We start from the raw sequence: 23022 nt of genomic DNA, 5'->3' as shown, positions 1-23022 counted from the left end.
TCACTGCGGAAAGGATAAATTCGTCATCAAAAAGCTAAAATGTACCCGCAACACTGAAAATAGCAATGTGATGCACATACACGTCATCAAATCCACTGCTTTCTGCCCGCTTTCGCTTTTGCGATCATGCTTCGGGACATCCGCGGGAGAAATTAAAAATTCAATCGCGGAATTTGGGAAGAAGCTTCCACTTGCAGACCGACTGGTTTTTCAATAAAATCAGCCAACTGAGCCAAATTTTGTGATTCTTCATCTAGAAATAAATCGATGACTTGCTGGGAAGCCAGAATCCGGAATTCGTTTGCATCGAATTGACGGGATACCCGTAATAACTCACGCAGAATTTCATAGCAAACCGTTTGCGCTGTTCGGATTTGCCCACGTCCCTGGCAGGTTGGACAAGGCTCGCATAGGATATGCGCAAGGCTCTCGCGAGTACGCTTTCGCGTCATCTCGACTAGCCCCAATGCAGTAAAACCGTTGACGGTCATACGCGTTCTATCTCTCATCAATGCTTTGTTGAACTCCGCCAACACTGCGCTTTTATGCTCTTCATTCTCCATATCGATAAAATCGATAATGATAATACCACCCAGATTCCGTAAACGGAGCTGGCGTGCAATGACCTGAGCGGCTTCTAGATTGGTTTTGAAAATGGTATCGTCAAAATTACGCACGCCGATGTATCCGCCAGTATTCACATCCATAGTCGTGAGTGCCTCGGTTTGATCAATGATGACATAGCCGCCGGATTTGAGATTGACTCGCCTCGCTAGCGACCGGTCGATTTCTTCCTCGACGCCGTACAAATCGAATAACGGCCGCTCACCGGTATAATGATCGATTCTGTCTACGACATTGCTCATGTAGGTCTGCGCAAAAATGATCAATTTCTGATATGTCTCGCGTGAATCGACCAAGATGCGGTGCGTATCATCGTCAACAAAATCGCGCAGCACTCGATGACTGAGATCTAAATCCTGATAAAGCAAAGTGGGAGAGCTAACGACCAATGATTTATTTTGGATGTCGAGCCACAGCTTATGCAGATACTCTATATCTGCACGCAGATCCGCTTCGGTTGCCGCTTCAGCCATGGTCCGGATGATATAGCCCCCTTTCCCTTCAGGTGGAAGGACATGCTGGAGTTTCTCACGCAGCAGTTCACGTTCAAAGCTGTCCTCGATGCGCTGTGAAATACCGATATGAGATTCATGCGGCAAATAAACAAGCAACCGCCCGGCAATGCTGATCTGGGTAGAAAGCCTCGCTCCTTTCGTCCCAATCGCATCTTTGATGACTTGAACGAGTATATTGTTTCCTTCGTGCAACAACCTTTCGATGGGTCTTCCCTGATCACCATTGACATTCAATTCCTTGATATCACCCACATGGAGAAAAGCGGCCCGCTCCATGCCGATGTCGATAAAGGCAGATTGCATACCTGGCAGAACACGGCTTACTTGCCCGTTGTAGATGTTGCCGACGATACCGCGGCTGCTCATCCGCTCTATATGCAATTCTTGAACGATTCCCTGTTCGATGACGGCAACACGCGTTTCCTGTGGTGTCACATTGATCAGAATTTCATTACTCATTGCGCGTGGAATGACCTAATCACAAGAAACCGAACTGCATGGCGTGTTCTGTGGCAAAAAAATTGTCTGTAAGGCGCTAGCTGAATCCATTTCACATCCTCCGATGAATTCCTCTATCGCCCCACTTACCCGATTCAATGAAATATTTCTATTCCAGATTCTTCCAGCAATTGCGATGTTTCAAATAAAGGCAGGCCCATCACGCCGCTATAACTTCCAAAAATCTCGACAATGAAAGCTGCCGCCAATCCCTGAATCGCGTAGGCGCCCGCTTTATCAAATACTTCCCCGTTCGCGACACAAGCTTGGATTTCCCGTTTTCCGATATCACGGAATCGTACAGTCGTAACCGATAGGCGGTGCTTGATATTGCCCTGAGAGGCCAATGCGATCGCAGTTAAAACCTGATGCGTCCTACCAGAAAGCTCTTTTAGCATTTTTTCAGCATGCGCGGTATCTTTTGGTTTGCCATAAATACAGCCATCCAGTGCAACGATGGTATCGGCCGCTAATACAGGCAGTAGGGGTAAATTACGTTGTTTGAGGCGCGACCAACCCGCTTCTGCCTTAGCTCGCGTAATACGATACACATAGTCCGCTGGCGATTCGTCCGGCAACGGTGTCTCATCGATATCGATAGCACGGGATGCCGTCTCACGCATGAGCAGCACACTATGCTTTACGCCGATTTGTTTGAGCAGTTCTCTTCTTCTAGAGCTCCGCGAAGCGAGATAGATATAGTTTTTTGTTGCCCTCATGAATAACTCACGTCTGTCAAGTTAATGTTATTTAGCTGCATGTTCCAATCGTTCTTTCTATCAAGTTAACATTTTTCACGAATACCTGCACCTTCACGCTCTATGGTAGGGGTGCTGTTTGATTATCGACATTGCGCGATAAAGTTGCTCTGCCAACAGAACACGCACCAGCCCATGGGGCAGCGTTAGTTTGGAAAGTGACCATATTTCATTAGCCGTCCGCTTGATATCCCGATGCAATCCATCCGCTCCGCCGATGATGAATGCAATATCCAGCCCTTCTCTCATCCAATTGACTAAATTTCCAGCCAATTCGATTGTGGTAAAGCCTTTACCCAGCTCATCCATTGCTACACAGTAGCAATGGGTGGGTAATGCTGCTCGAATGCGTTCACTCTCGGCCAATAGCAAGCTCTCAGCCTGTTTCGCCGCACCCCGTTTTTCTGGCTTGATTTCGATCAGTTGAACTGACATTTCTTTGGGCATGCGCCGATGATATTCGGTGAAGCCCGCCACTATCCACTCAGGCATTTTATTTCCCACAGCCAGAATATAAAGTTTCATTCATTAACCGGATATATTCTGAACTCAAGCTATATTGAAGCGTTTTTTTCCTTGATCGCGCTGGATTCCACCCATAGCGACTCCAAATCGTAGTACTCGCGAATGACAGGCTGCATGATATGTACGACGATATCGCCCAGATCTACCAATACCCACTCACCAACTTGCTCCCCTTCAATACTATAAACTTTACCGCCTGCCGCTTTGACTTTTTCCTGGATATGGTTCGCCAGCGCCTTTGTCTGACGTGTCGAATTAGCACTGGCAATGATCATGTAATCAAACAATGACGTGATATTCTCTGCTTTTAACACCAAAATATCTTGCGCCTTCAAATCTTCCAGCGCGGCCGTAACTATCGGCAACAACTCATCCGTTTTCATTTTCCCTCACGATAAATATGGTGCACGCGAATATAATCCAATACTGGGTCTGGGAGCAGATAGCGCGCGCTTTTTCCTTTGGCAATACAACCTCTGATCGCAGTAGCAGAAATATCAAGTAACGTGGTTGCAGCGGTAAAAACATAGCCTGATGAAAGGGTTTGCAACTTTTTCGCGTTGTCAGTCCAGCGATGCAAGCACTCGATTCTCAGCTCCGGCGGTAATCCTTTCTGATCGATCGCAGTAACATGGCCAGGACGATTGACGACCACAAGGTGGCATAATTCAAACAATTCACGCCACTGATACCAGCCAGGTAGCTTCAGGAAAGCATCCATTCCCAGAATAAAACAAAGTGCGATCTGTTTTCCTTGGAATTCATTCTTCAGCTCATGCAAGGATTCTACGCTATAACTCTCTCCTACCCGATTAACTTCACGATCATCCAGCAAGAATTTATCATTGTCACGAATCGCCTCTCGCAACATCAACGAGCGATGAGAAGGCGAGGCGAGCGGCTGATGCCGCAAACGGGGTTGACCAGCGGGAAGAAAGCGCAGCTCGCTCAATTGCAAAATTTCAACCAATTCTTCCGCAATCCTCAAATGGCCAAAATGGACTGGATCGAATGTACCGCCATAAATACCGACCAATCCGAACGCACTTTCAGACATGATTGAATGAGGGGAAACGCACAAAATGATTTGCCTGCAGTATTACAACCCAAGCATGCTTACCAAGATCAAGATCAAAATAAAGCAAGGCGCATGTCAGCCAGGATACTTGCCAGATGCGAAGTAAACCGCGCAGCCGAAGCACCATCGATCACCCGATGATCGTAGGAGAGCGATAAAGGCAGGATCAAACGAGGCACAAATTCCCCATTGCGATAAACCGGCTTCAAAGTCGCTCTCGACACCCCCAGAATCGCAACCTCTGGTGCATTGATAATTGGCGTAAAAGCAGTGCCGCCTATCCCCCCAAGACTTGAAATGGTGAAGCTGGCTCCCTGCATATCGGTTGGCTTTAATTTCCCCTCACGTGCTAGAGAAGAGAGCTTCCCCAATTCCTCCGCGATCATCATGACGCCTTTTTGATCGATATCTCGAATGACCGGCACAACCAGACCACTAGGCGTATCGACTGCAAACCCTAAATGATAGTAGCGTTTGATCACTAAATTAGCTTCGCCATTGCTACTATCGAGTGACGCATTAAACTCAGGAAATTTTTTCAATGCTGCAGTTGCTGCCTTCATCAAGAAAGCCAGGATGGTGAGCTTTGTTCCAGCTTGAGCTTGCTGATTCTCGTTATATTCTTTTCTGAGCGCTTCCAGATCGGTGATATCTGCCTCGTCAAACTGAGTGACATGTGGAATCATGACCCAATTACGATGCAGATTCGCTCCCGAGATTTGTTTGATGCGCGTCAAGGACTTCAACTCGATAGGTCCAAATTTTGCAAAATCGACATGCGGCCAGGGTAATAAGTCGAATCCCCCTCCTCCCACCCCCAAATTTTGTGATTTGGACAAGGCTTGTTTGACAAAGGCCTGCACATCTTCTTTAAGTATGCGCTGCTTTGGCCCACTGCCGATCACTTTGCTGAGATCGACGCCTAATTGACGCGCAAAGCGTCTTACCGACGGGCCAGCATGAGGCTTCACTTCAGCCTGCTTACTGTCTTGGCTCGCTGAGATCATCTGCGAAGGTTGTCGAGCAGATCCACGGTACGCCGAAGCCTGTTCTGCAGAAACGGTGTCAGCAGCCCCTTCATGTTCAGGCTGGGCTTTATCCTGTCCGTTGTCGGAACTCGCGGTTCGTTCCGTCTGTTCTGGCGGCTCAGCCTGTTCAGACTGAGCCGCTTTGGCTGCTTCGTCAGTGTGTTCAGCAGAAACTTCCATCGAGAGAATTTCAGATCCTTCTGAAACCCTGTCCCCCACTTTAACGCTGATCGTTTTGACAGTACCCGCATAAGGTGAGGGTACTTCGATCGTTGCCTTGTCAGACTCCAATGTAATCAGCGAATCTTCCGCTGCTAGCTCATCCCCTGCCTTGACGAGTATTTCAATAACAGGCACATCCTTGAAATCTCCTATGTCAGGAACCCGTACCTTTTTGATCTCACTCACACGCTTTCCTCAATCATGTTCATATATTTGTCAGCAACAATACGGCTACCTTCTTATGAAGCTTGAATAGGTTTCAGGGTATCTGTAAAAATCCACATTTCGTCACACATCGTCGTCCACAAAAAATGTTTCCTTACCTATCAATCCCATACTGCGTCAACATTTTTTGCCCCTACCTCGTTTTGTTTAAAACGCTAAATTTTAGGAGATACCCGTTAATCTATTGTGTAACAGGATCGGGTTTATCCGGATCGATACCAAAGGTTTTAATCGCTTGGGCAACCTGTTTCGCAGGAATTTTATCTTCTTCTGACAACGCCTTAAGCGCAGCAACGGCGATATAATAGCGATCAACTTCAAAAAATTGCCTAAGCTTTTCGCGCGTATCAGAACGCCCAAAACCATCGGTACCTAACACATAATAGCGTTTTGGAATAAACGCACGAACCTGATCAGCGTAAATCTTCATGTAATCGGTAGCAGCCACTACGGGACCTTCGCGATCTTTAAGACAGTTTTCCACATAGGAAGATCGAGCTGGTTCGGTTGGGTGCAACCTATTCCAGCGCTCCACGCTCAACGCCTCACGACGCAATTCGGTAAAACTGGTAGCACTCCAGATATCGGCAATTACACCAAATTCCTTTTGCAAGATGTCTGCGGCGGCAATCACCTCACGAAGAATCGTGCCTGAGCCAAGCAACTGTATCCGGGGGCCTTTACTGCGTTTGCTGCCTTCCCGAAGCAGGTACATTCCCTTCAAGATACCTTGTTCTGCACCTTTAGGCAGGTCAGGATGCGCGTAGTTTTCGTTCATCACGGTAATGTAGTAGAACACATCTTCTTGTTCTTGGTACATACGGCGCAATCCATCCTGGATAATCACGGCCACTTCGTAGGCGTAGGTGGGGTCGTAAGAAATACAATTAGGTATGGTGGAAGCTGCTAAATGGCTGTGACCGTCTTCATGCTGCAAACCTTCACCATTCAGAGTTGTGCGTCCAGCCGTTCCGCCAAGCAAGAATCCGCGGCAGCGCATGTCGCCTGCGGCCCATATCAAATCGCCCACACGCTGAAAACCGAACATGGAATAAAAAATGTAGAAAGGTATCATCTGTATTTGATGCGTGCTGTAGGCCGTCGCAGCAGCAATCCACGAAGACAAGGCACCCGCTTCATTGATGCCCTCCTGCAGAATCTGGCCATTCTTATGCTCTTTGTAGAACATGAGTTGATCCGCATCTTCCGGAGTATAGAGCTGCCCAACGGAGGACCAAATGCCGAGCTGCCGGAACATGCCTTCCATCCCGAAGGTACGGGATTCATCCGCAACAATCGGCACGATATGTTTACCGATATTTTTATCCTTGGTTAACACATTGAGAATGCGTACAAAAGCCATCGTTGTGGAGGATTCACGTCCTTCGCCACTGCTTTTCAACAAGGCTTCAAACGCGGATAAAGGCGGAATTTGCAAAGCTGCTGCCTTGCGCCGTCGATGATGCAGAAATCCCCCCATAGCCTCGCGCCGCGCTTGCATATAGTTAAATTCCGGCGAATCCTCTTCGAACTTGAGGTAGGGAATCTCATCGATTTTATCGTCCGGTACAGGCAAACCAAATCGGTCACGAAATGCCTTAAGCGAGATCGTCCCCATTTTCTTTTGTTGATGCGTGATATTTTGGGCCTCACCGGATTCGCCCATGCCATAACCCTTGACCGTCTTGGCGAGAATGACTGTAGGCTGTCCTTGATGCTTGATAGCGGCCGCATAAGCTGCATAAACTTTGTGCGGATCATGTCCACCACGATTGAGTCGCCAAATATCATCATCCGTCATATTTGCAACCATTTCGAGCAATTCCGGATATTTACCGAAAAAATGCTTTCTGACATAAGCGCCATCACGCGCCTTAAAAGTCTGGTACTCCCCGTCAACACACTCCATCATGCGTTGCTGGAGAAGCCCCTTGGTATCCTTCGCTAACAGCGGATCCCAATAGGATCCCCAAATAACCTTGATGACATTCCAACCCGCTCCTCTGAAGGTTGCTTCCAGTTCCTGCACAATCTTGCCATTGCCTCTGACCGGTCCATCCAGCCGCTGGAGATTACAATTCACCACAAAAATCAGATTATCCAATTTCTCACGTGAAGCGAGCGAAATTGCACCGAGTGACTCAGGTTCATCCATTTCACCATCACCTGTGAATGCCCAAACCTTCCGATTCTCCGTATTCACCAGCTGACGACTACCAAGATATTTCATGAATCGGGCTTGATAAATCGCCATCAATGGCCCAAGTCCCATTGAGACCGTTGGAAACTGCCAGAAATCGGGCATCAGCCAAGGATGAGGATAAGATGACAACCCATTGCCACAAATTTCCTGACGAAAATTGTCAAGCTGTTCTTCAGTTAAAACCCCCATCAAGAATGCATACGCATAAATACCGGGTGAAGAATGACCCTGAACATAAACGAGATCTCCTCCAACCTGCTCGGTAGCTGCTCGCCAGAAATGGTTATAACCCACATCATATAAGGTCGCGGCAGAAGCAAAACTAGCAATATGGCCGCCTACATTCGTATTCCGGTTGGCACGCGAAACCATCGCCATGGCGTTCCAGCGTACGTAAGAGCGAATACGGTGTTCTATTTCGTGATCGCCGGGTGACCGCTCCTCCCTACCTGCAGGAATGGTATTGATATAGGCAGTATTCGCGCTGTAAGGGAGATACGCACCGGAGCGGCGCGCTTTTTCGACCAATCTCTCCAGCAGATAATGCGCACGTTCTGTACCTTCATTGATTAATACAGTCTCCAGCGCATCCAGCCATTCCTGTGTTTCCTGTGGATCGATATCCTCTGCACTCATATCCAGTCGCTACTCCGTTTCTCAGTTTGGAAATAATGATCGAAACTTTTTCTTTGACTAAAAGGCATTTGCGTGAATTGCACGCTCAGCAGCCTCGATCGTATTGCTCATTAACATGGTAATTGTCATCGGCCCTACGCCCCCTGGCACAGGCGTGATCAGCCCTGCTTTTTCTTTTACTGTAGCAAAATCCACGTCCCCGCATAAACTTCCGGTTGCAGTGCGATTGATTCCGACATCGATCACTGTCGCACCGGTCTTAACCATATCGGCTGTAATCATGCAGGGTTTTCCTGTTGCAACCACGAGAATATCCGCAGTCTGCGTATACATTGCCAAGTCTCTCGTTTTTGAGGTACAAATTGTCACCGTTGCACCATTTTCCAGAAGCATTAACGACATGGGTTTGCCAACGATGTTACTCCGGCCGACAACGACTGCATGCTGGCCCTCGATCAACACACTATGCTCTTTTAACATCATCATGACACCGTAAGGCGTGCAAGGATAGAATAATGCGTGCCCCGTCACCAGCGCCCCTACATTACAGGGATGGAATCCGTCCACATCTTTTTCAACCGAAATCGCTGCAATGATGCGCCGGCTTTCAAAATGAGGGGGTAGCGGCAATTGTACGAGTATCCCATGAATCTTAGGATTCGCATTTAATGTCTGAATATGCTCGAGTACAACGTCTTGAGGCGTTTCTCCAGGAAAATTGTACACTTCGGAGTGGATGCCCGATTCTTTACATGCTTTGGCTTTGTTACGCACATAAATACAGGAAGCCGGATCGTCACCCACCAAAATAACCGCTAAACCCGGTTGTATGTCTTGTGCTGCAAGCGCTTGTGCCCGAATTCTCAACTCAGCACGAATCTTGCTCGCTATTGTATTGCCATCAATGATGTCAGCACACATTTATTAATAAAAAGAAAAATAGCTTAATTAGGTTGTTTACGCCGCCCATTGCAACTTTTTCAAGCTGTACCATTCGCGTTAGTTGAAATGACACGGAGCTGTTCGATGAAAAAAGAAAAAGGAACATTCATGACGATAAACGAGAAGCAATGTTAGGTAAAAAAACTGACTGTTCGCGTTCCAATCAATATCAAGCACTAGATCCCTTGCTTTTCCTGAATCGTATGCGGTAAATCAGCAACCCAATGAGCGATACCGACACGACGAAAAGAAATGCTGTCAGCAAACCAAACGCCAAAATGAAAATATCGCTACTTTCAGGCATAAAAATCGTGATAAACCAGACGCCAACAAACCCCATCAACAACCCGCCAAACAGGATGATCTTTTTACCAAAATCGTAATGCCGCCATAATGCGCCAGAAACACGGACCTCATCTATATAGTGTTCAAAAATCTCGACCAAGCTCTCATCACCCGCTTCCGACTCGTGACCGATTGCAATTGCTAACGCATCATCGTCATCTTCCAGCTTGGCCATCTTTTTTAGGAAATCCACTTGCTTTTGCGCACGTTTAGGTTTGATGCCATCTCTAATCATCATCGTGCTTAGCGTCGTAAATGCTTTATCACGTGCCGTTTCAGGAGGAAATCCATGCGTCTCATAGTATCGCCACATGACGCCTATCAGATAAAGTTGGATCGTCATTTCTTTGAATTGAGGTGCAAAATCATAGTTCTTGCTCTTGACCTGCGTTATCTGCTCATTCAGCCGCTCTTTTGCATGCTGAATACAGTTATCGACTACCTCCACTTCTTGATCAACCATTGATTCTTCCATGATGACAACCTTTAATTTTCCTAGCAAAATTTGTAACGTATCACATTATATACCGCCTAGCGAGCTCTTACGGCTACAAAACACATGACTATCAAATCAAGCCTGCCGACAAACAGATCGAAAACAAGCGCCAAAACTGTGAACTTGGTTTAACACATCCCCGTTATAATAGCGCCCTTACTAAATTGATTTTCTCACCATGACAGTATCAACTCAATGCAATTTTAAGTCGCATCTTACCCAGTTATTGCGTCAATCTGCACAAAAAATTCTATCTTCAGATGAAAAATTGAACATAGAATTGGCGCGCCCCAAGCAAGTTGACCATGGCGATTATTCCAGCAATCTTGCCATGCAACTAGCAAGGCAAATGCGTAAGAATCCCCGCGATATCGCAATGATACTGATCGATGCATTACCTGATTCACCATTTCTAGAAAAAGCCGAGGTAGCCGGCAATGGCTTCATCAACCTCTTTTTGAAGGCCTCAGCAAAACAGCAATGCTTACCCACCATACTGCAGCAGGGCGACCAGTTCGGCCATAATCAACTGGGAAAGGGTCAAAAAATTCAGATTGAGTTTGTTTCCGCTAATCCGACAGGACCGCTTCATGTTGGGCATGGACGGGGCGCGGCATACGGCGCCAGCCTAGCCAATATCATGGTGGCTAATGGCTATTCGGTAACGCGTGAATACTATGTTAACGACGCCGGCCGGCAAATGGATATCCTTGCGCTGTCCACATGGTTACGCTACCTCGAGCTATGCGGATTCGTATTTTCATTCCCGGAAAACGCTTATCAGGGTAAATACGTCATAGCCATGGCGAAATTAATCCATGAAGCCCATGGCCATCGCTATGTTCATCAAACCGATTCAATTCTGCTTGCACTCGCTCAAGTTGATACACCACTAGACGCTGATGAGCAACTGGATCGACTGATTGCTATTGCCAAAGAAACACTTGGGGAAGATTACGCTTATATCCATAATTTTGCGCTGACTGAACAACTAGGTGATTGCCGTAACGATTTAATGGAATTTGGCGTGGAATTCGACACATGGTTCTCAGAGCAGTCCTTATTTGATAGTGGGATGGTTGCACGCGCGATCCAGCTGCTAGATCAGCGGCATGCGTTATACCAGCAAGACGGCGCCACATGGTTCCGATCTACCCGATTCGGTGATGAAAAAGATCGCGTGGTTCAGCGTGAAAATGGACAGTATACCTATTTTGCTTCCGACATTGCCTATCACCTCAACAAATACGAGCGTCAGTTCTCGCACATCATTAATGTATGGGGTGCCGACCACCACGGCTATATCCCCCGCGTCAAGGGAGCAGTCAGCGCGTTAGGGTTTGATTCTGAAGTACTCGAAATCGCCTTGGTCCAATTTGCCATACTTTATCGCGACGGAAAGAAGGTGTCGATGTCCACTCGCTCCGGTGAATTCGTATCATTGCGGGAATTACGCCAGGAAGTCGGCAATGATGCAGCACGATTCTTTTATGTTTTACGTAAAAGCGACCAGCACCTGGACTTCGATCTGAATCTAGCGAAGTCACAATCGAACGAGAATCCTGTATATTATGTGCAATATGCACATGCACGTATTTGTAGTGTACTGACGCAATGGGGTGAAGACGAAACCGAACTCCAAATAGTTGACACCCATTTATTGATAAGTCCGGCAGAATTGATTTTGTTACAAAAATTGATCGACTACCCAGATACCCTTGAGGCCGCCGCAAGAGAACGGGCGCCCCACCTTCTTGCCTTCTATCTTAAGGACTTAGCTAGCGAATTCCATAGCTATTATAATTCAACCCGCTTTCTTGTATTGGAACAACCACTCAAGCTCGCTCGGCTAGCATTGATCGCAGCCATTAAACAAGTGCTCGCAAATGGGTTGAAATTATTAGGCGTATCCGCGCCCAGTAAAATGTAACTGAAACCAGTATAGGAATTTACATGAGCAGAGATTACAAACTCAAAAGCAAAGCGACTGATAGAAACAGTGGCTCACTCATTCTTGGGCTATTTATCGGTTACGCACTCGGTATAGCCAGCGCGATCGGTGTCTGGCTATTCATCAATCAGGCACCCAGCCCGTTCCTCACGGACGAAAGGTCAGTCAAAAACAAACTAGCCGAGAATATCACTAAATCAGAGGATAACACGGTTAAAGGAACAGATCATGCCAGCGCCAATCGTCCTCGATTTGATTTTTACAATATCCTTCCCGGCATAGATGAACCGACCGCGGAAGATTCCTTCAATCAGGCGAAACCGGCTACCGCAGCGGTGACTCAGGATACAAATTTGGCAAGCAACTATTTCTTGCAAATCGGCTCATACAAAACGCCGAGCGAAGCAGAGCAAATGAGAGCCGAACTTGCCCTTCTCGGTGTGATGGCCTCCGTTCAGACAACGCAATCTTCCGATCGAGGGACATGGCATCGTGTACGCATTGGCCCATTTTCAAAAATTGATGAAATTGATCAAATACGCGCTTCTTTGCAAGAAAATGGTATAGAAGCTAGCTTTATCAGAGTACCCAAGAATACTCCCTGATTCTGATAAGGCTATCAAAAAAATGTAATAGCAATTCTTTTAACAATTTTGAAAGGCGGAATTTCGATATGAATAGACTCATTAATTTTCTATTATTCATTGTCATTGGCCTAGCCAACGCATCGTTCGCACAAGCGGAGATCGTCGAAGGCCGCGATTATATCGTCCTCGCGAATCCTCAACCAACCGAAGACAAGCGCAGCATCGAGGTCCTTGAGTTTTTCTGGTATGGCTGCCCGCACTGCAATGAATTACATCCTCATATCGACAGTTGGCGTCAAAATGCTCCGAAAGATGTAAAATTTCAATATGTTCCAGCTATTTTCCGCGCAAACTGGGCGCCAGCAGCCAAAACTTTCTATGCAATGGAAGTAATGGGGTTAACCAAAACACTTCACGACAAAATCTACAAAGCAATTCACCGTGACAAAATCGATTTGGCTAATGAAGCGACGCTATTCAATTGGATCGAAAAACAGGGCATCGAGCGAGATAAATTTGTAAACGCCTATAACTCTTTCTCAGTACAAAATCAGGTGGCAAAATCGACACAAATGATGCGCCAGTATAAATTAACTGGTGTACCTGCACTGGTCGTCGATGGTAAATACGTAACCAGCGGAAAAATGAGCGGCACCCCCCGAGATACCATTCAAATTCTTAATGAATTAATCGACAAAGCACGCAAAGAGAAGCTCGCCCCTTAAGTTATACAAGCTGGGTTAATAACCATCAGATAGATTTCGAGCATAGGGGGCTATCTGCGGTTAATTTCTTACTCGGCTCAATCTTACGATCTCTTTGATATGTCTTAAGCTGCGCATGATCTGGGCAAGGTGCTGGCGATTCTTGGTTTGCAAAATAAAGTGCATGGTAGTGTAGTCTTTATCACTTTCCATCGTAACGTCATCGATATTGGAATCTGCTTTTGCGATTTCGGCAGCAACTCTCGCAAGAACGCCCCGCTGATTGACGACTGTCATGGTAATGCCTACCTCGAACGTTCTCGAGATATCCTTGCCCCAGGTCACATCGAGCACATTTTCTGCATTCTTCTGTATTCTAGCGACTGCCAGGCAATCATGGGAATGAATAACCAACCCCTGGTCTTTTTTAATCAACCCAACGATGGTGTCACCTGGAATGGGATAACAACACCGGGCGAACTGGACTGTCATGCCTTCTGTACCCAGAATCGTAACCGGATTGCTGCTACTGCTGATCTCGGAGACGGATACTCCAGGCACCACTAAACGCTTTGCCACCACGGCAGAAAGCTGTTTCCCCAGTGCGATATCGGCAAGTAGCGCTTTTTTTGATTTGGCGCCGCTCTCTCTCACAAGCCGCTCCCACTGAGTATCGTTAATCGTCTCAGGATCGATACCGAACGACGATAGCGCTTGATTGAGTAAACGCTCTCCCAGTTTTACCGATTCGTCAAATTGTATCGTTCTGAGAAAATAACGGATACTCGAACGCGCCCTCCCCGTAGCCACATAAGAAAGCCAAGCTGGATTTGGATTAGCGTAGGGCGCAGTGAGGATTTCAACACGATCACCATTTTTCAGTTTAGTCCGCAACGGCGCATTCTCACCGTTGATTTTAGCGGCAACGCAACAGTTACCCACATCCGTATGGATGGCATACGCAAAATCAACCGCCGTAGAACCACGAGGCAACTCGAGAATTTTCCCTTGTGGTGTAAACACATAGACTTCTCCGGGAAATAGATCGACCTTGAGATGCTCTAGAAACTCAATAGAATCTGAAGTATCACTTAAAATTTCAAGCAAGCTTTTCAGCCATTGGTTCGTCTTCAGGTGCAAATCATTGATATCTGCACTATTACTTTTATAAAGCCAATGCGAGGCAACCCCCATTTCGGCGATTCTATGCATTTCGTATGTGCGAATTTGTACTTCTATTGGCAAACCATAGGGCCCCAGCAAGGTATTGTGAAGTGATTGATAACCATTGAGCTTCGGTATGGCAATATAATCTTTGAATTTCCCGGGGATGGGTTTATAGAGACTATGCAAAGCACCTAGCGCCAGATAACATGAAGGGATATCTCTAACCAATACCCGGAAGCCATAGATATCGAGTACTTCAGAAAAGCTTAATTGCTTTTCCACCATTTTCTTATAAATGCTATAGAGATGTTTTTCTCTCCCCGTCACTATCGCATCTACTCCGGCATCTTCAAGTCGTTGCTTGATAGCCTCCAGGATCTTACCCACCACCTCACGGCGATTTCCACGTGCCGCTTTAGTCGCTTTCAGCAATACTTTATAACGATTGGGATAAAAATAGCGAAATCCCAGCTCCAATAGCTCTTGGTAAATACTGTTCAACCCAAGGCGGTGCGCGATAGGCGCATAGATTTCCAGCGTTTCTCGTGCTATGCGGCGCTGCTTTTCGGCTCGCATCACTTCCAAGGTTCGCATATTGTGCAACCGATCCGCCAATTTAATGAGAATGACTCTCACATCCTGCGCCATGGCTAACAGCATCTTGCGGAAATTTTCAGCCTGGGCGTCTGCTTTCGTTTGAAACTCAATTTTCTCCAACTTGGAAACGCCATCCACCAGCTCTGCGACAGATGCGCCGAATCTCTCACTAAGCTCTGCTTTCGTTATGGAGGTATCTTCCAAAACATCATGCAGCAAAGCGGCAGCAAGCGTGATTGCATCCAGATGGAGTTGACAAAGAATGCTGGCAACCGCTACTGGGTGAGAAATATAAGGCTCGCCCGTTTTGCGGAATTGACCAGAATGTGCGCCTTGGCTAAAAAAATAGGCGTTCTTGAGCAGAGCGAGTTCTTCAGATTTGAAATACTTCGATACCTCGGAAAATAATGATTCCGCTTCAGGTGCTATCACCGGAGAATTAGATAATAAAAGCTCTGCCATAGGAATTTCTCTACTTTTACCGCGCACATGCGAATTGATCAAAACAATGGATACAACCAGGTGACGCCAACCGATTGACGGGTATCACCCATACTTTGTGAAAAAAACGTTATGACCCGATTGCAATTTAAGATTGGCACAAATTAATAACGCTTTTTTGTATTGTGCAAGATAAGATAAGAGAAGTTAAGAAAAATTTAACCCGAATATTTCATAAATTCATAGGATGATCACACAGCAATTTGATTAATAGGGAAGTTTTGAGAAGGCAGGGTGTAGCTTTTCAGGCACCCAACCGAATAAAATCTTTCTCATCAATCAGAAGACCAGTGAGAACGCGTCTCAATTTATGAGAAATTCGGGTTAAATCAATAATTTGATTACGCTCGGCGAACAATTGAATGTTTCCATATCCGAATGTAGGACTACAAATTCCACTGTAGTTTTTCAACGTATGGTATTTAAAATATCAAGCCCTACCTTGCCTTTGGCCAATTCACGCAATGCGATCACCGTCGGCTTGTCGCGAGCAGGGTCAACCATCGGTGTAGAACCGATTGCTATCTGCCTAGCTCGGGCAGTCGCTGCCAGTGTCATATCAAATCGATTGGGTATAATACTCAAACAATCATCTACAGTAATACGAGCCATATGCACTCCTTTCGTTCATTAAAAATTCATTTCTTAAAAACTATGTGAATTGTGCCAACAATGCGTGTTGCTGGGTAAGCTGGCGCACACACCTCAAACGCTCCGCACGAATGATACAGCATAAGTCTTTAAGCGCTTCTTCCAGCTTATCGTTAATCACAACATATTCAAACTTGCTCACGTGACTCACTTCCTCACGTACCGCAGCCAGACGACGAGTCATTGTTGCTGGATCATCCTGCCCTCGTTGTTTTAACCGCGCCTCCAACGAGGCAAGTGACGGAGGTAAAATAAAAATGCTTATTGCCTGAGGAAAAACCTGACGAACTTGCTGGGCGCCTTGACAATCAATTTCCATTAAAACATCCTTGCCAGCAGCCAATGCCTCCTTGATCCATTGCCAGGAAGTGCCATACAAATTACCATAAACTTCGGCACTTTCAAGAAATTCCCCCCGCCCCAGCATTTGGATGAATACCTCCCGGTCGACAAAAAAATAATCTTCGCCATCTACTTCATTCGGCCTAGGCCGGCGGGTAGTATGTGAAATAGATAAGCTCAAATCGATGCCAGTTTGCAGCAGTGCTTTGACCAAACTGGTTTTGCCTGTTCCCGAGGGCGCGCTGATTACAAATAAGCTACTCATTGTATGATTATATTGAATATAAGCCGTATTCGAGAAAAATTACCGTCATAAACAAGCCATTCCCTTTCCAAATCGACCATGTGGCCTATGCCGTATTGGATTACTTTCAATTCAAGCTTGTAGAAAGATCATAAATTGCCTCAGTGTCTCCCATGTTTCTCGAAATAGCGTTGATGATATTCTTCTGCTGGGTAAAATTCGGGAGCAGGTAGAATCTCTGTTACGATGGGATCCTGCCAACGTCCGCACTGCTGTAAAATATCTCTGGATCGCCTTGCTACAGTCTCCTGTTCTGAGGAATAATAAAATATAACCGAACGGTATTGTGAGCCCACATCCGGCCCTTGGCGATTTCGGGTAGTCGGATTATGGCATCCCCAAAATACGGAAAGCAGTTCCTCAAGAGAAACCAGCAAAGTGTCAAACTCTACCAATACGACTTCCGCATGGCCAGTTTGATCCGAACAAACCTCATGGTAAGTCGGATAACGAGTATGTCCGCCCGCATAGCCACATGTCACATTACTTACCCCATGAATCCGGCGGAAAGCGACTTCGACACCCCAGAAACAACCTGCGCCAAAAATAATTTTTTCGATTGCCATCGTTCCTAAATACGATTTAGCCTGAATACTTCATACACTCATATGGACGATCACATCGCATTCTGATTAATAATAAATTTTGAAACGTTTTGAAACGTTTTGAAACATTTTGAAACCGAAACCGCGTGATAGCGCGATTGATGCATATAACTGAGAATAATTTTCTTTATTTAGGCAACCCTGGGCATCCCTATTTCGTCACAATACATCGTTGCTCACAAAAAATATTCCTTATAACGACCTTCATTTCAGAATCAAGCGCAATAAGGCGTTAAATCCAGGTTAAAATAAAAGCCGATGCACCTCTCTTGTGCATCGGCTTTTCAATTTAATGCAAATTACTTGAGCGACAATATAAAGTCTGCTAACACTTTTGCATTTTCATCGCTAACATTTGGGTTAGGCGGCATTGGTATGGTTCCCCATACACCATTGCTGCCATTTTTGATTTTACCTGCCAAGTAGTCAGCTGCGCCTTCTTGACCTGCATATTTTGCAGCGACATCCTTGAGCGCCGGACCAACCAGCTTGATATCTACATTATGGCAATTCAAGCAACCGCTGTTTTTTGCCAGATCGGCATCCGCTTGCACACTTCCAACCCACATTACAGCTGATGCTGCCATTACGCCTAACCAAACTTTTCTCATCATATTTTTTCCTTATTTGAATTATAAAGGGAATGACATTCTACCCTTATCTCCGCAGACTTGCAGCAATTCCTGTAGGCTGGTGATTTCTGGCAAACATTTCTCGCCATGGCATACCCACGCATTGACTTCTCGATCTACGGGCAAGGCTTTGTTCAGACCTTGCGGCAACCCTGTTAGTTCCAACGGCAAAGCCAATACGATCGCATCGGGCACCTGGAGAACCAACGTATGGTGCCACTCGGATAGCGCAGCGCCTTTACCACGCAATATAACGATTTGAGGCGGAGAAAGCCATTCCCTCAGCGCCTCCAGCAAACTACAATGAGAGCTTGCATGGCGCCGCATCGAGGAATAAAACAATTGAAGTGCTTGATCAGTCGATTGTAGATAACGATGCTCACCCAGCAAATGGCCGAGTCGCTGGAGAGCAACTGCCGCAAAACCATTTCCTGATGGAATAGCATTGTCTTGACCCGCTTTAGGCCGATGGATCAATTTTTCATGATCATGACTCGTAAAAAAGAACCCCCCTAACTGCGTGTCCTCAAACTGGTCCAGCAATACTTCCGCCAACGCAATGGCAAAATCCAGATCAGATTGACGAAACTGGACCTGCATGAGCTCAAGCAAACCATCCAGCAAAAAAGCATAATCATCCAGGTAGGCGTTGAGATGGGCTTTACCATCCTTATAAGTCGCGAATAGCCGATTATTTTTCCAAAGTGTCGTTTTGATGAAATCGACTGCTTGCACGGCAGAGTCGACCCACTCCTTCCGCTTAAAAATCATGCCTGCGCGCGCCATGCCCTTGATCATCAACCCATTCCAGCTTGTCAGGATTTTTTCGTCTCGACCGGGTCGAATACGCTTTTCCCGCACGCTAAAAAGCTTATCACGTGCCGATTCGATTCGTTGCCGAACAATCGTTTCATTGATGCCGATTGTGCTAGCGATGGCTGTGACGGGCTGATCGATTTCTAGATGCCAAAATTTATTCTCAAAATTGGGAGGACGCGTCAGACCATAATATGGCGCGATAACAGCATATTCATCGGGAGACAGAATCTGCGCGATTTCTTCCTGATGCCAGACATAAAATTTCCCTTCTTCATGCTCCGAGTCCGCATCGAGTGTCGAGTAATATCCACCGCCATCAGGTTGACCCGCTTGCATTTCCCGAATTACCCACCCCGCTGTCTCCTCCACGATTGTTTTGAACAATGGATCCTGTGTCGCCAGCCAAGCATCCGTATACAGCCGCAACAAAGGCCCATTATCGTAAAGCATCTTTTCAAAATGAGGGATACGCCAGTACGGATCCGTGCTGTAGCGGTAAAATCCTCCTCCCAACTGATCATAGATACCACCCTTGGCCATTTTCTCCAGGGTAAACGACACCATTTGTAACGCTTGCGTATCGTTTCCAGAAAAATAACATCGCAGACAAAAAGCCAATTCCGCTGGATGCATGAATTTAGGCACTGAACCAAAGCCTCCATATTCCCGGTCAAAATTTTCTAAAAGCTGCGTAATCGCTTGATCGATAAGGTGACGGGAAAAGGCGGGGATATTGCTGCCGGTAGCGGGTAGGGTTTCTGCAAGTAATCTCAATAAGGCAGTATTCTGCTGCTCGATATCTACTCTACGGGTATGAAAAGCTTCTGCAATTTTAGGCAACAGTTCTAAAAAACCAGGTAGGTTATTGCGGGATTCTTTGGGAAAATAAGTACCTCCAAAAAAAGGTTTCTGATCGGGCGTAAGAAATAAGGTCAATGGCCAACCGCCGTGACGGTGGTTAAGCATGTAATGTGCAGTTTGATAGATCTGATCGAGATCAGGGCGCTCCTCACGATCCACCTTGATATTGATGAAATGTTCATTCATTACCGCGGCCACTTCGGGATCTTCAAAACATTCTTGTGCCATGACGTGACACCAATGACATGCGGAATAACCGATAGAAAGCAGAATCGGTTTATTTTGACCGCGCGCGAGCGCGAGCGCTTCTTCGCCCCACGGGTACCACTCCACGGGATTATTCGCATGCTGCAGTAGATACGGGCTCGTTTCACTTAGCAGATGGTTGGGCATAGCGTTGACTCAAAAGATATTGAATGGCGACCTAGTCGTCCAGACTATCGGTGATAGCACCACGACTTGCGGTCGATACTAATTTTGCATACTTTGCCAGCACACCACGTTTATAACGAGGTGCGGGAGGCTGCCATGCAGCACGACGCCGTGCCAGCTCCTCATCTGAAACATTCAGCTGCAGCAAACGTTGCGTCGCATCAATAGTAATGGAATCCCCTTCCTTCACCAACGCAATCGTCCCGCCAGCGTAGGCCTCGGGTGCAACATGGCCCACTACCATACCATAGGTACCCCCTGAAAACCGACCATCCGTGATCAGCCCGACCGAATCGCCGAGCCCTTCTCCGATCAGCGCAGATGTCGGCGACAGCATTTCTCGCATTCCAGGTCCGCCTTTTGGACCTTCGTAACGAATCACAACAACGTCACCCGGTTGAATTTCCCTGGCTAGAATGGCATTCATGCAAGCTTCTTCTGACTCGAACACACGAGCCGGTCCGGTAATCTTGGGATTTTTGACACCGGTAATTTTGGCAACCGCCCCTTCCGGTGATAAATTTCCTTTAAGGATGGCAAGATGGCCCTGTGCGTACAAAGGCTTATTCCATTGTCTGATGACATCTTGGTCTTCACGTGGCTTTTCCGGCACATCACACAAAATTTCCGCAACCGTTTCACCGCTGATCGTCATACAATCCCCATGCAGCAAACCCTGCACCAGCAGCATTTTCATGACTTGGGGTATACCCCCTGCCTGATGCAAATCTGTCGTCACATAGCGTCCAGAAGGTTTAAGGTCGCATAGCACAGGCACCCGAGCGCGAATTTCCTCAAAATCATCGATTGTCAGATTCACTTCGGCAGCATGCGCGATCGCCAATAAGTGAAGGACTGCATTGGTTGAACCACCGACCGCCATCACGACGGAAATGGCATTTTCGAGTGATTTGCGTGTGATCAAATCCCGTGGACGAATCTGCTTTTCGATCGCACCGACCAGAACTTCAGCAGAACGCGCTGCACTAAGCCGTTTTTCCTCATCTTCCGCTGCCATGGTAGACGAGTAAGGCAGGCTCATGCCCATGACCTCAATAGCTGACGACATGGTATTGGCCGTGTACATCCCTCCACAAGCGCCCGCACCAGGGCAGGCGTGCCGCTCGACTTCCAGCAGTTCCTTATCGTCAATGCGATGCGCGGTATATTGCCCCACGGCTTCAAACGCACTCACGATGGTCAGATCTTTCCCGTTATAGTGTCCTGGCTTGATCGTTCCACCATAAACGAAAATCGCCGGGATATTCATCCTCGCTAGCGCAATCATCGCTCCCGGCATATTCTTATCGCAGCCTCCAATCGCGATGACGCCATCCATGCTCTCTGCCTGGACAGCCGTTTCGATCGAGTCAGCGATGACCTCACGCGAAACCAACGAATACTTCATCCCTTCGGTGCCCATGGAAATCCCATCAGATACCGTAATCGTGCCAAACATTTGCGGCATCGCGCCAGCTTTTCTCAATGCGCGTTCGGCGCTCAGAGACAGATCATTGAGCCCCATATTGCAAGGTGTAATGGTAGAAAACCCATTGGCTACACCTACAATGGGCTTATCAAAGTCGCTATCACCAAAGCCCACCGCGCGTAACATGGCACGATTGGGCGCACGTTTTGCGCCCTGGGTAATAGCTTGACTACGTTTATTGTTTGGCATGATTTCTCCTGAAAGACCTAAAGTGCAATTTTGATCGAGACACCGTTTACTGCAGCGAGCAGCATACTTCCGTATAATAAATATTTTACCGTAATTCAGTCCGCAACCTATGCTTATCCATCCTCAATTTGATCCAGTCGCACTCGCCATCGGTCCGCTCTCCATTCATTGGTATGGTTTGATGTATTTGCTGGGCTTCATGCTCTTCATTTTACTGGGCCGCTACCGCATCAAGCAAAACCCGCAAGCTGCATTTACCAACACCATGCTAGATGATGCGCTGTTCTATGGTGTGTTGGGCGTCATTCTGGGCGGACGGTTAGGCCACGTATTGTTTTATCAATTCGGTTATTACCTGCAGCATCCGCTCGAAATTTTTGCCGTCTGGCAAGGCGGCATGTCTTTCCATGGTGGTTTCATCGGCGTGATCATCGCAATGATGCTACTGGCACATAAGCATAAACTCCAATGGCTAACCGTAACTGATTTCATAGCGCCATTGGTACCGCTCGGCTTAGGGGCAGGTCGTATCGGTAATTTCATCAATGGCGAATTATGGGGACGCCCCACTGATGTGGCTTGGGGAATGATTTTTCCTCATGTTGACAATGTGCCACGCCATCCTTCCCAACTTTACGAATTTGCATTGGAAGGCATCGCGCTATTCATCCTGATCTGGATCTATTCAAGCAAGCCCAGACCATTAGGCGCAGTCTCCGGTATGTTCATGATTGGCTACGGCACCTTCCGCTCCTTCGCAGAATTTTTCCGCGAACCCGATGATGGTTTCATGGGGGTAATGACCTTAGGTATCAGCATGGGACAATGGCTATCATTGCCAATGATAATCGCAGGTGTTGGATTACTGTTCTGGGCCTATCGTTCAGCTGATAAATCAACGCAAAAAGCCAAGAATTGGCGCTAAGGCTTGATCAGCGTGATGCTTGAATCTGACTTGGGTTGGCATTCGATTCAAGCATCCGCGGCAATTTAAATTTAGTAATCGTTAATTAATAAGTGTAACAATCAACCGACGATTGGACGTGGATCAATCCTGTAGTTCCATTCACCATGGAACATATTTCGGGTGAGATGA

At 46.8% G+C, this 23022-nt stretch carries 20 protein-coding genes; 4 read left to right on the top strand and 16 right to left on the bottom strand.

What is annotated here, in order from left to right; translation table 11 throughout:
• Positions 1-152 precede the first annotated feature (152 nt).
• From rng to C8R30_RS13880, 9 genes are all read right to left on the bottom strand, one after another.
• Positions 153-1598: a ribonuclease G gene (gene rng / locus C8R30_RS13920; RefSeq protein ID WP_107790407.1), complete on the bottom strand. Its 1446-nt coding sequence runs from the start codon at positions 1596-1598 to the stop codon at positions 153-155.
• Between the two features lie 134 nt (positions 1599-1732).
• Positions 1733-2356, bottom strand: a complete 624-nt coding sequence (locus C8R30_RS13915) for a Maf family protein (protein WP_090671903.1) — start codon at positions 2354-2356, stop codon at positions 1733-1735.
• 93 nt (positions 2357-2449) lie between these two features.
• Positions 2450-2920, bottom strand: coding sequence for a 23S rRNA (pseudouridine(1915)-N(3))-methyltransferase RlmH (gene rlmH / locus C8R30_RS13910; protein ID WP_090671900.1), 471 nt, complete (start codon positions 2918-2920; stop codon positions 2450-2452).
• Between the two features lie 29 nt (positions 2921-2949).
• On the bottom strand, positions 2950-3303 hold the full coding sequence (gene rsfS / locus C8R30_RS13905; RefSeq protein ID WP_090671897.1) for a ribosome silencing factor: 354 nt from the start codon (positions 3301-3303) through the stop codon (positions 2950-2952).
• Entirely contained in the window at positions 3300-3977 is a 678-nt protein-coding gene (gene nadD / locus C8R30_RS13900) for a nicotinate-nucleotide adenylyltransferase (RefSeq protein ID WP_090671894.1), read from the bottom strand. The genes rsfS and nadD overlap by 4 nt, the downstream gene beginning before the upstream one ends.
• A gap of 74 nt (positions 3978-4051) precedes the next feature.
• Positions 4052-5434 carry a dihydrolipoyllysine-residue acetyltransferase gene (gene aceF, locus C8R30_RS13895; protein WP_107790406.1) on the bottom strand — a complete coding sequence of 461 codons (1383 nt, stop codon included), beginning with the start codon at positions 5432-5434 and terminating at the stop codon, positions 4052-4054.
• A 220-nt stretch (positions 5435-5654) separates the two neighbouring features.
• Entirely contained in the window at positions 5655-8312 is a 2658-nt protein-coding gene (gene aceE / locus C8R30_RS13890) for a pyruvate dehydrogenase (acetyl-transferring), homodimeric type (protein WP_107790405.1), read from the bottom strand.
• Positions 8313-8369: 57 nt separating this feature from the next.
• On the bottom strand, positions 8370-9233 hold the full coding sequence (gene folD / locus C8R30_RS13885; protein ID WP_090671884.1) for a bifunctional methylenetetrahydrofolate dehydrogenase/methenyltetrahydrofolate cyclohydrolase FolD: 864 nt from the start codon (positions 9231-9233) through the stop codon (positions 8370-8372).
• Positions 9234-9423: 190 nt separating this feature from the next.
• Entirely contained in the window at positions 9424-10074 is a 651-nt protein-coding gene (locus C8R30_RS13880; protein WP_090671880.1) for a hypothetical protein, read from the bottom strand.
• 199 nt (positions 10075-10273) lie between these two features.
• Here C8R30_RS13880 and argS point away from each other — a divergent pair, with 199 nt between their 5' ends.
• From argS to C8R30_RS13865, 3 genes are all read left to right on the top strand, one after another.
• Positions 10274-12025, top strand: coding sequence for an arginine--tRNA ligase (argS, locus tag C8R30_RS13875; protein WP_107790404.1), 1752 nt, complete (start codon positions 10274-10276; stop codon positions 12023-12025).
• A 23-nt stretch (positions 12026-12048) separates the two neighbouring features.
• Positions 12049-12651 (top strand): SPOR domain-containing protein, encoded by a 603-nt coding sequence (locus C8R30_RS13870; protein WP_107790403.1) that lies wholly within the window; start codon positions 12049-12051, stop codon positions 12649-12651.
• Between the two features lie 68 nt (positions 12652-12719).
• Positions 12720-13358: a thiol:disulfide interchange protein DsbA/DsbL gene (locus tag C8R30_RS13865; protein WP_090671872.1), complete on the top strand. Its 639-nt coding sequence runs from the start codon at positions 12720-12722 to the stop codon at positions 13356-13358.
• Positions 13359-13418: 60 nt separating this feature from the next.
• Here the strand turns inward: C8R30_RS13865 and C8R30_RS13860 are convergent, their stop codons facing one another.
• The 7 genes from C8R30_RS13860 to ilvD all read right to left on the bottom strand — a co-directional run bounded on the left by C8R30_RS13860 (position 13419) and on the right by ilvD (position 21926).
• Positions 13419-15563 (bottom strand): RelA/SpoT family protein, encoded by a 2145-nt coding sequence (locus tag C8R30_RS13860; protein ID WP_107790402.1) that lies wholly within the window; start codon positions 15561-15563, stop codon positions 13419-13421.
• A gap of 447 nt (positions 15564-16010) precedes the next feature.
• On the bottom strand, positions 16011-16214 hold the full coding sequence (gene rpoZ / locus C8R30_RS13855; protein ID WP_090671865.1) for a DNA-directed RNA polymerase subunit omega: 204 nt from the start codon (positions 16212-16214) through the stop codon (positions 16011-16013).
• A 40-nt stretch (positions 16215-16254) separates the two neighbouring features.
• On the bottom strand, positions 16255-16860 hold the full coding sequence (gene gmk / locus C8R30_RS13850; RefSeq protein ID WP_107783231.1) for a guanylate kinase: 606 nt from the start codon (positions 16858-16860) through the stop codon (positions 16255-16257).
• A 140-nt stretch (positions 16861-17000) separates the two neighbouring features.
• Entirely contained in the window at positions 17001-17465 is a 465-nt protein-coding gene (msrA, locus tag C8R30_RS13845) for a peptide-methionine (S)-S-oxide reductase MsrA (RefSeq protein ID WP_107790401.1), read from the bottom strand.
• Positions 17466-17803: 338 nt separating this feature from the next.
• Positions 17804-18115 carry a c-type cytochrome gene (locus tag C8R30_RS13840; RefSeq protein WP_090671858.1) on the bottom strand — a complete coding sequence of 104 codons (312 nt, stop codon included), beginning with the start codon at positions 18113-18115 and terminating at the stop codon, positions 17804-17806.
• A gap of 21 nt (positions 18116-18136) precedes the next feature.
• The gene (locus C8R30_RS13835; protein ID WP_107790400.1) at positions 18137-20209 is read right to left on the bottom strand and encodes a thioredoxin domain-containing protein; all 2073 of its coding nucleotides are present in this window, start codon (positions 20207-20209) and stop codon (positions 18137-18139) included.
• Between the two features lie 31 nt (positions 20210-20240).
• The gene (gene ilvD / locus C8R30_RS13830) at positions 20241-21926 is read right to left on the bottom strand and encodes a dihydroxy-acid dehydratase (RefSeq protein ID WP_090671852.1); all 1686 of its coding nucleotides are present in this window, start codon (positions 21924-21926) and stop codon (positions 20241-20243) included.
• A 109-nt stretch (positions 21927-22035) separates the two neighbouring features.
• On the opposite strand from ilvD, the gene lgt reads away from it, so the two are divergent.
• The gene (lgt, locus tag C8R30_RS13825; protein ID WP_090671849.1) at positions 22036-22851 is read left to right on the top strand and encodes a prolipoprotein diacylglyceryl transferase; all 816 of its coding nucleotides are present in this window, start codon (positions 22036-22038) and stop codon (positions 22849-22851) included.
• Positions 22852-23022: the final 171 nt, after the last annotated feature.

This window comes from Nitrosomonas nitrosa (assembly GCF_003051105.1).
Taxonomy (GTDB): domain Bacteria; phylum Pseudomonadota; class Gammaproteobacteria; order Burkholderiales; family Nitrosomonadaceae; genus Nitrosomonas; species Nitrosomonas nitrosa.
The sequence above is the reverse complement of the archived record's forward strand: the minus strand, read 5'-3'. Positions and strand labels throughout refer to the sequence as shown.

What these genes read in the sequence shown, in the direction of transcription:
- rng (WP_107790407.1), bottom strand. Translation starts at nt 1,598, where the DNA reads ATGAGTAATGAAATTCTGATCAATGTGACACCACAGGAAACGCGTGTT.
- C8R30_RS13915 (WP_090671903.1), bottom strand. Translation starts at nt 2,356, where the DNA reads ATGAGGGCAACAAAAAACTATATCTATCTCGCTTCGCGGAGCTCTAGA.
- rlmH (WP_090671900.1), bottom strand. Translation starts at nt 2,920, where the DNA reads ATGAAACTTTATATTCTGGCTGTGGGAAATAAAATGCCTGAGTGGATA.
- rsfS (WP_090671897.1), bottom strand. Translation starts at nt 3,303, where the DNA reads ATGAAAACGGATGAGTTGTTGCCGATAGTTACGGCCGCGCTGGAAGAT.
- nadD (WP_090671894.1), bottom strand. Translation starts at nt 3,977, where the DNA reads ATGTCTGAAAGTGCGTTCGGATTGGTCGGTATTTATGGCGGTACATTC.
- aceE (WP_107790405.1), bottom strand. Translation starts at nt 8,312, where the DNA reads ATGAGTGCAGAGGATATCGATCCACAGGAAACACAGGAATGGCTGGAT.
- folD (WP_090671884.1), bottom strand. Translation starts at nt 9,233, where the DNA reads ATGTGTGCTGACATCATTGATGGCAATACAATAGCGAGCAAGATTCGT.
- C8R30_RS13880 (WP_090671880.1), bottom strand. Translation starts at nt 10,074, where the DNA reads ATGGAAGAATCAATGGTTGATCAAGAAGTGGAGGTAGTCGATAACTGT.
- argS (WP_107790404.1), top strand. Translation starts at nt 10,274, where the DNA reads ATGACAGTATCAACTCAATGCAATTTTAAGTCGCATCTTACCCAGTTA.
- C8R30_RS13870 (WP_107790403.1), top strand. Translation starts at nt 12,049, where the DNA reads ATGAGCAGAGATTACAAACTCAAAAGCAAAGCGACTGATAGAAACAGT.
- C8R30_RS13865 (WP_090671872.1), top strand. Translation starts at nt 12,720, where the DNA reads ATGAATAGACTCATTAATTTTCTATTATTCATTGTCATTGGCCTAGCC.
- C8R30_RS13860 (WP_107790402.1), bottom strand. Translation starts at nt 15,563, where the DNA reads ATGGCAGAGCTTTTATTATCTAATTCTCCGGTGATAGCACCTGAAGCG.
- rpoZ (WP_090671865.1), bottom strand. Translation starts at nt 16,214, where the DNA reads ATGGCTCGTATTACTGTAGATGATTGTTTGAGTATTATACCCAATCGA.
- gmk (WP_107783231.1), bottom strand. Translation starts at nt 16,860, where the DNA reads ATGAGTAGCTTATTTGTAATCAGCGCGCCCTCGGGAACAGGCAAAACC.
- msrA (WP_107790401.1), bottom strand. Translation starts at nt 17,465, where the DNA reads ATGGCAATCGAAAAAATTATTTTTGGCGCAGGTTGTTTCTGGGGTGTC.
- C8R30_RS13840 (WP_090671858.1), bottom strand. Translation starts at nt 18,115, where the DNA reads ATGAGAAAAGTTTGGTTAGGCGTAATGGCAGCATCAGCTGTAATGTGG.
- C8R30_RS13835 (WP_107790400.1), bottom strand. Translation starts at nt 20,209, where the DNA reads ATGCCCAACCATCTGCTAAGTGAAACGAGCCCGTATCTACTGCAGCAT.
- ilvD (WP_090671852.1), bottom strand. Translation starts at nt 21,926, where the DNA reads ATGCCAAACAATAAACGTAGTCAAGCTATTACCCAGGGCGCAAAACGT.
- lgt (WP_090671849.1), top strand. Translation starts at nt 22,036, where the DNA reads ATGCTTATCCATCCTCAATTTGATCCAGTCGCACTCGCCATCGGTCCG.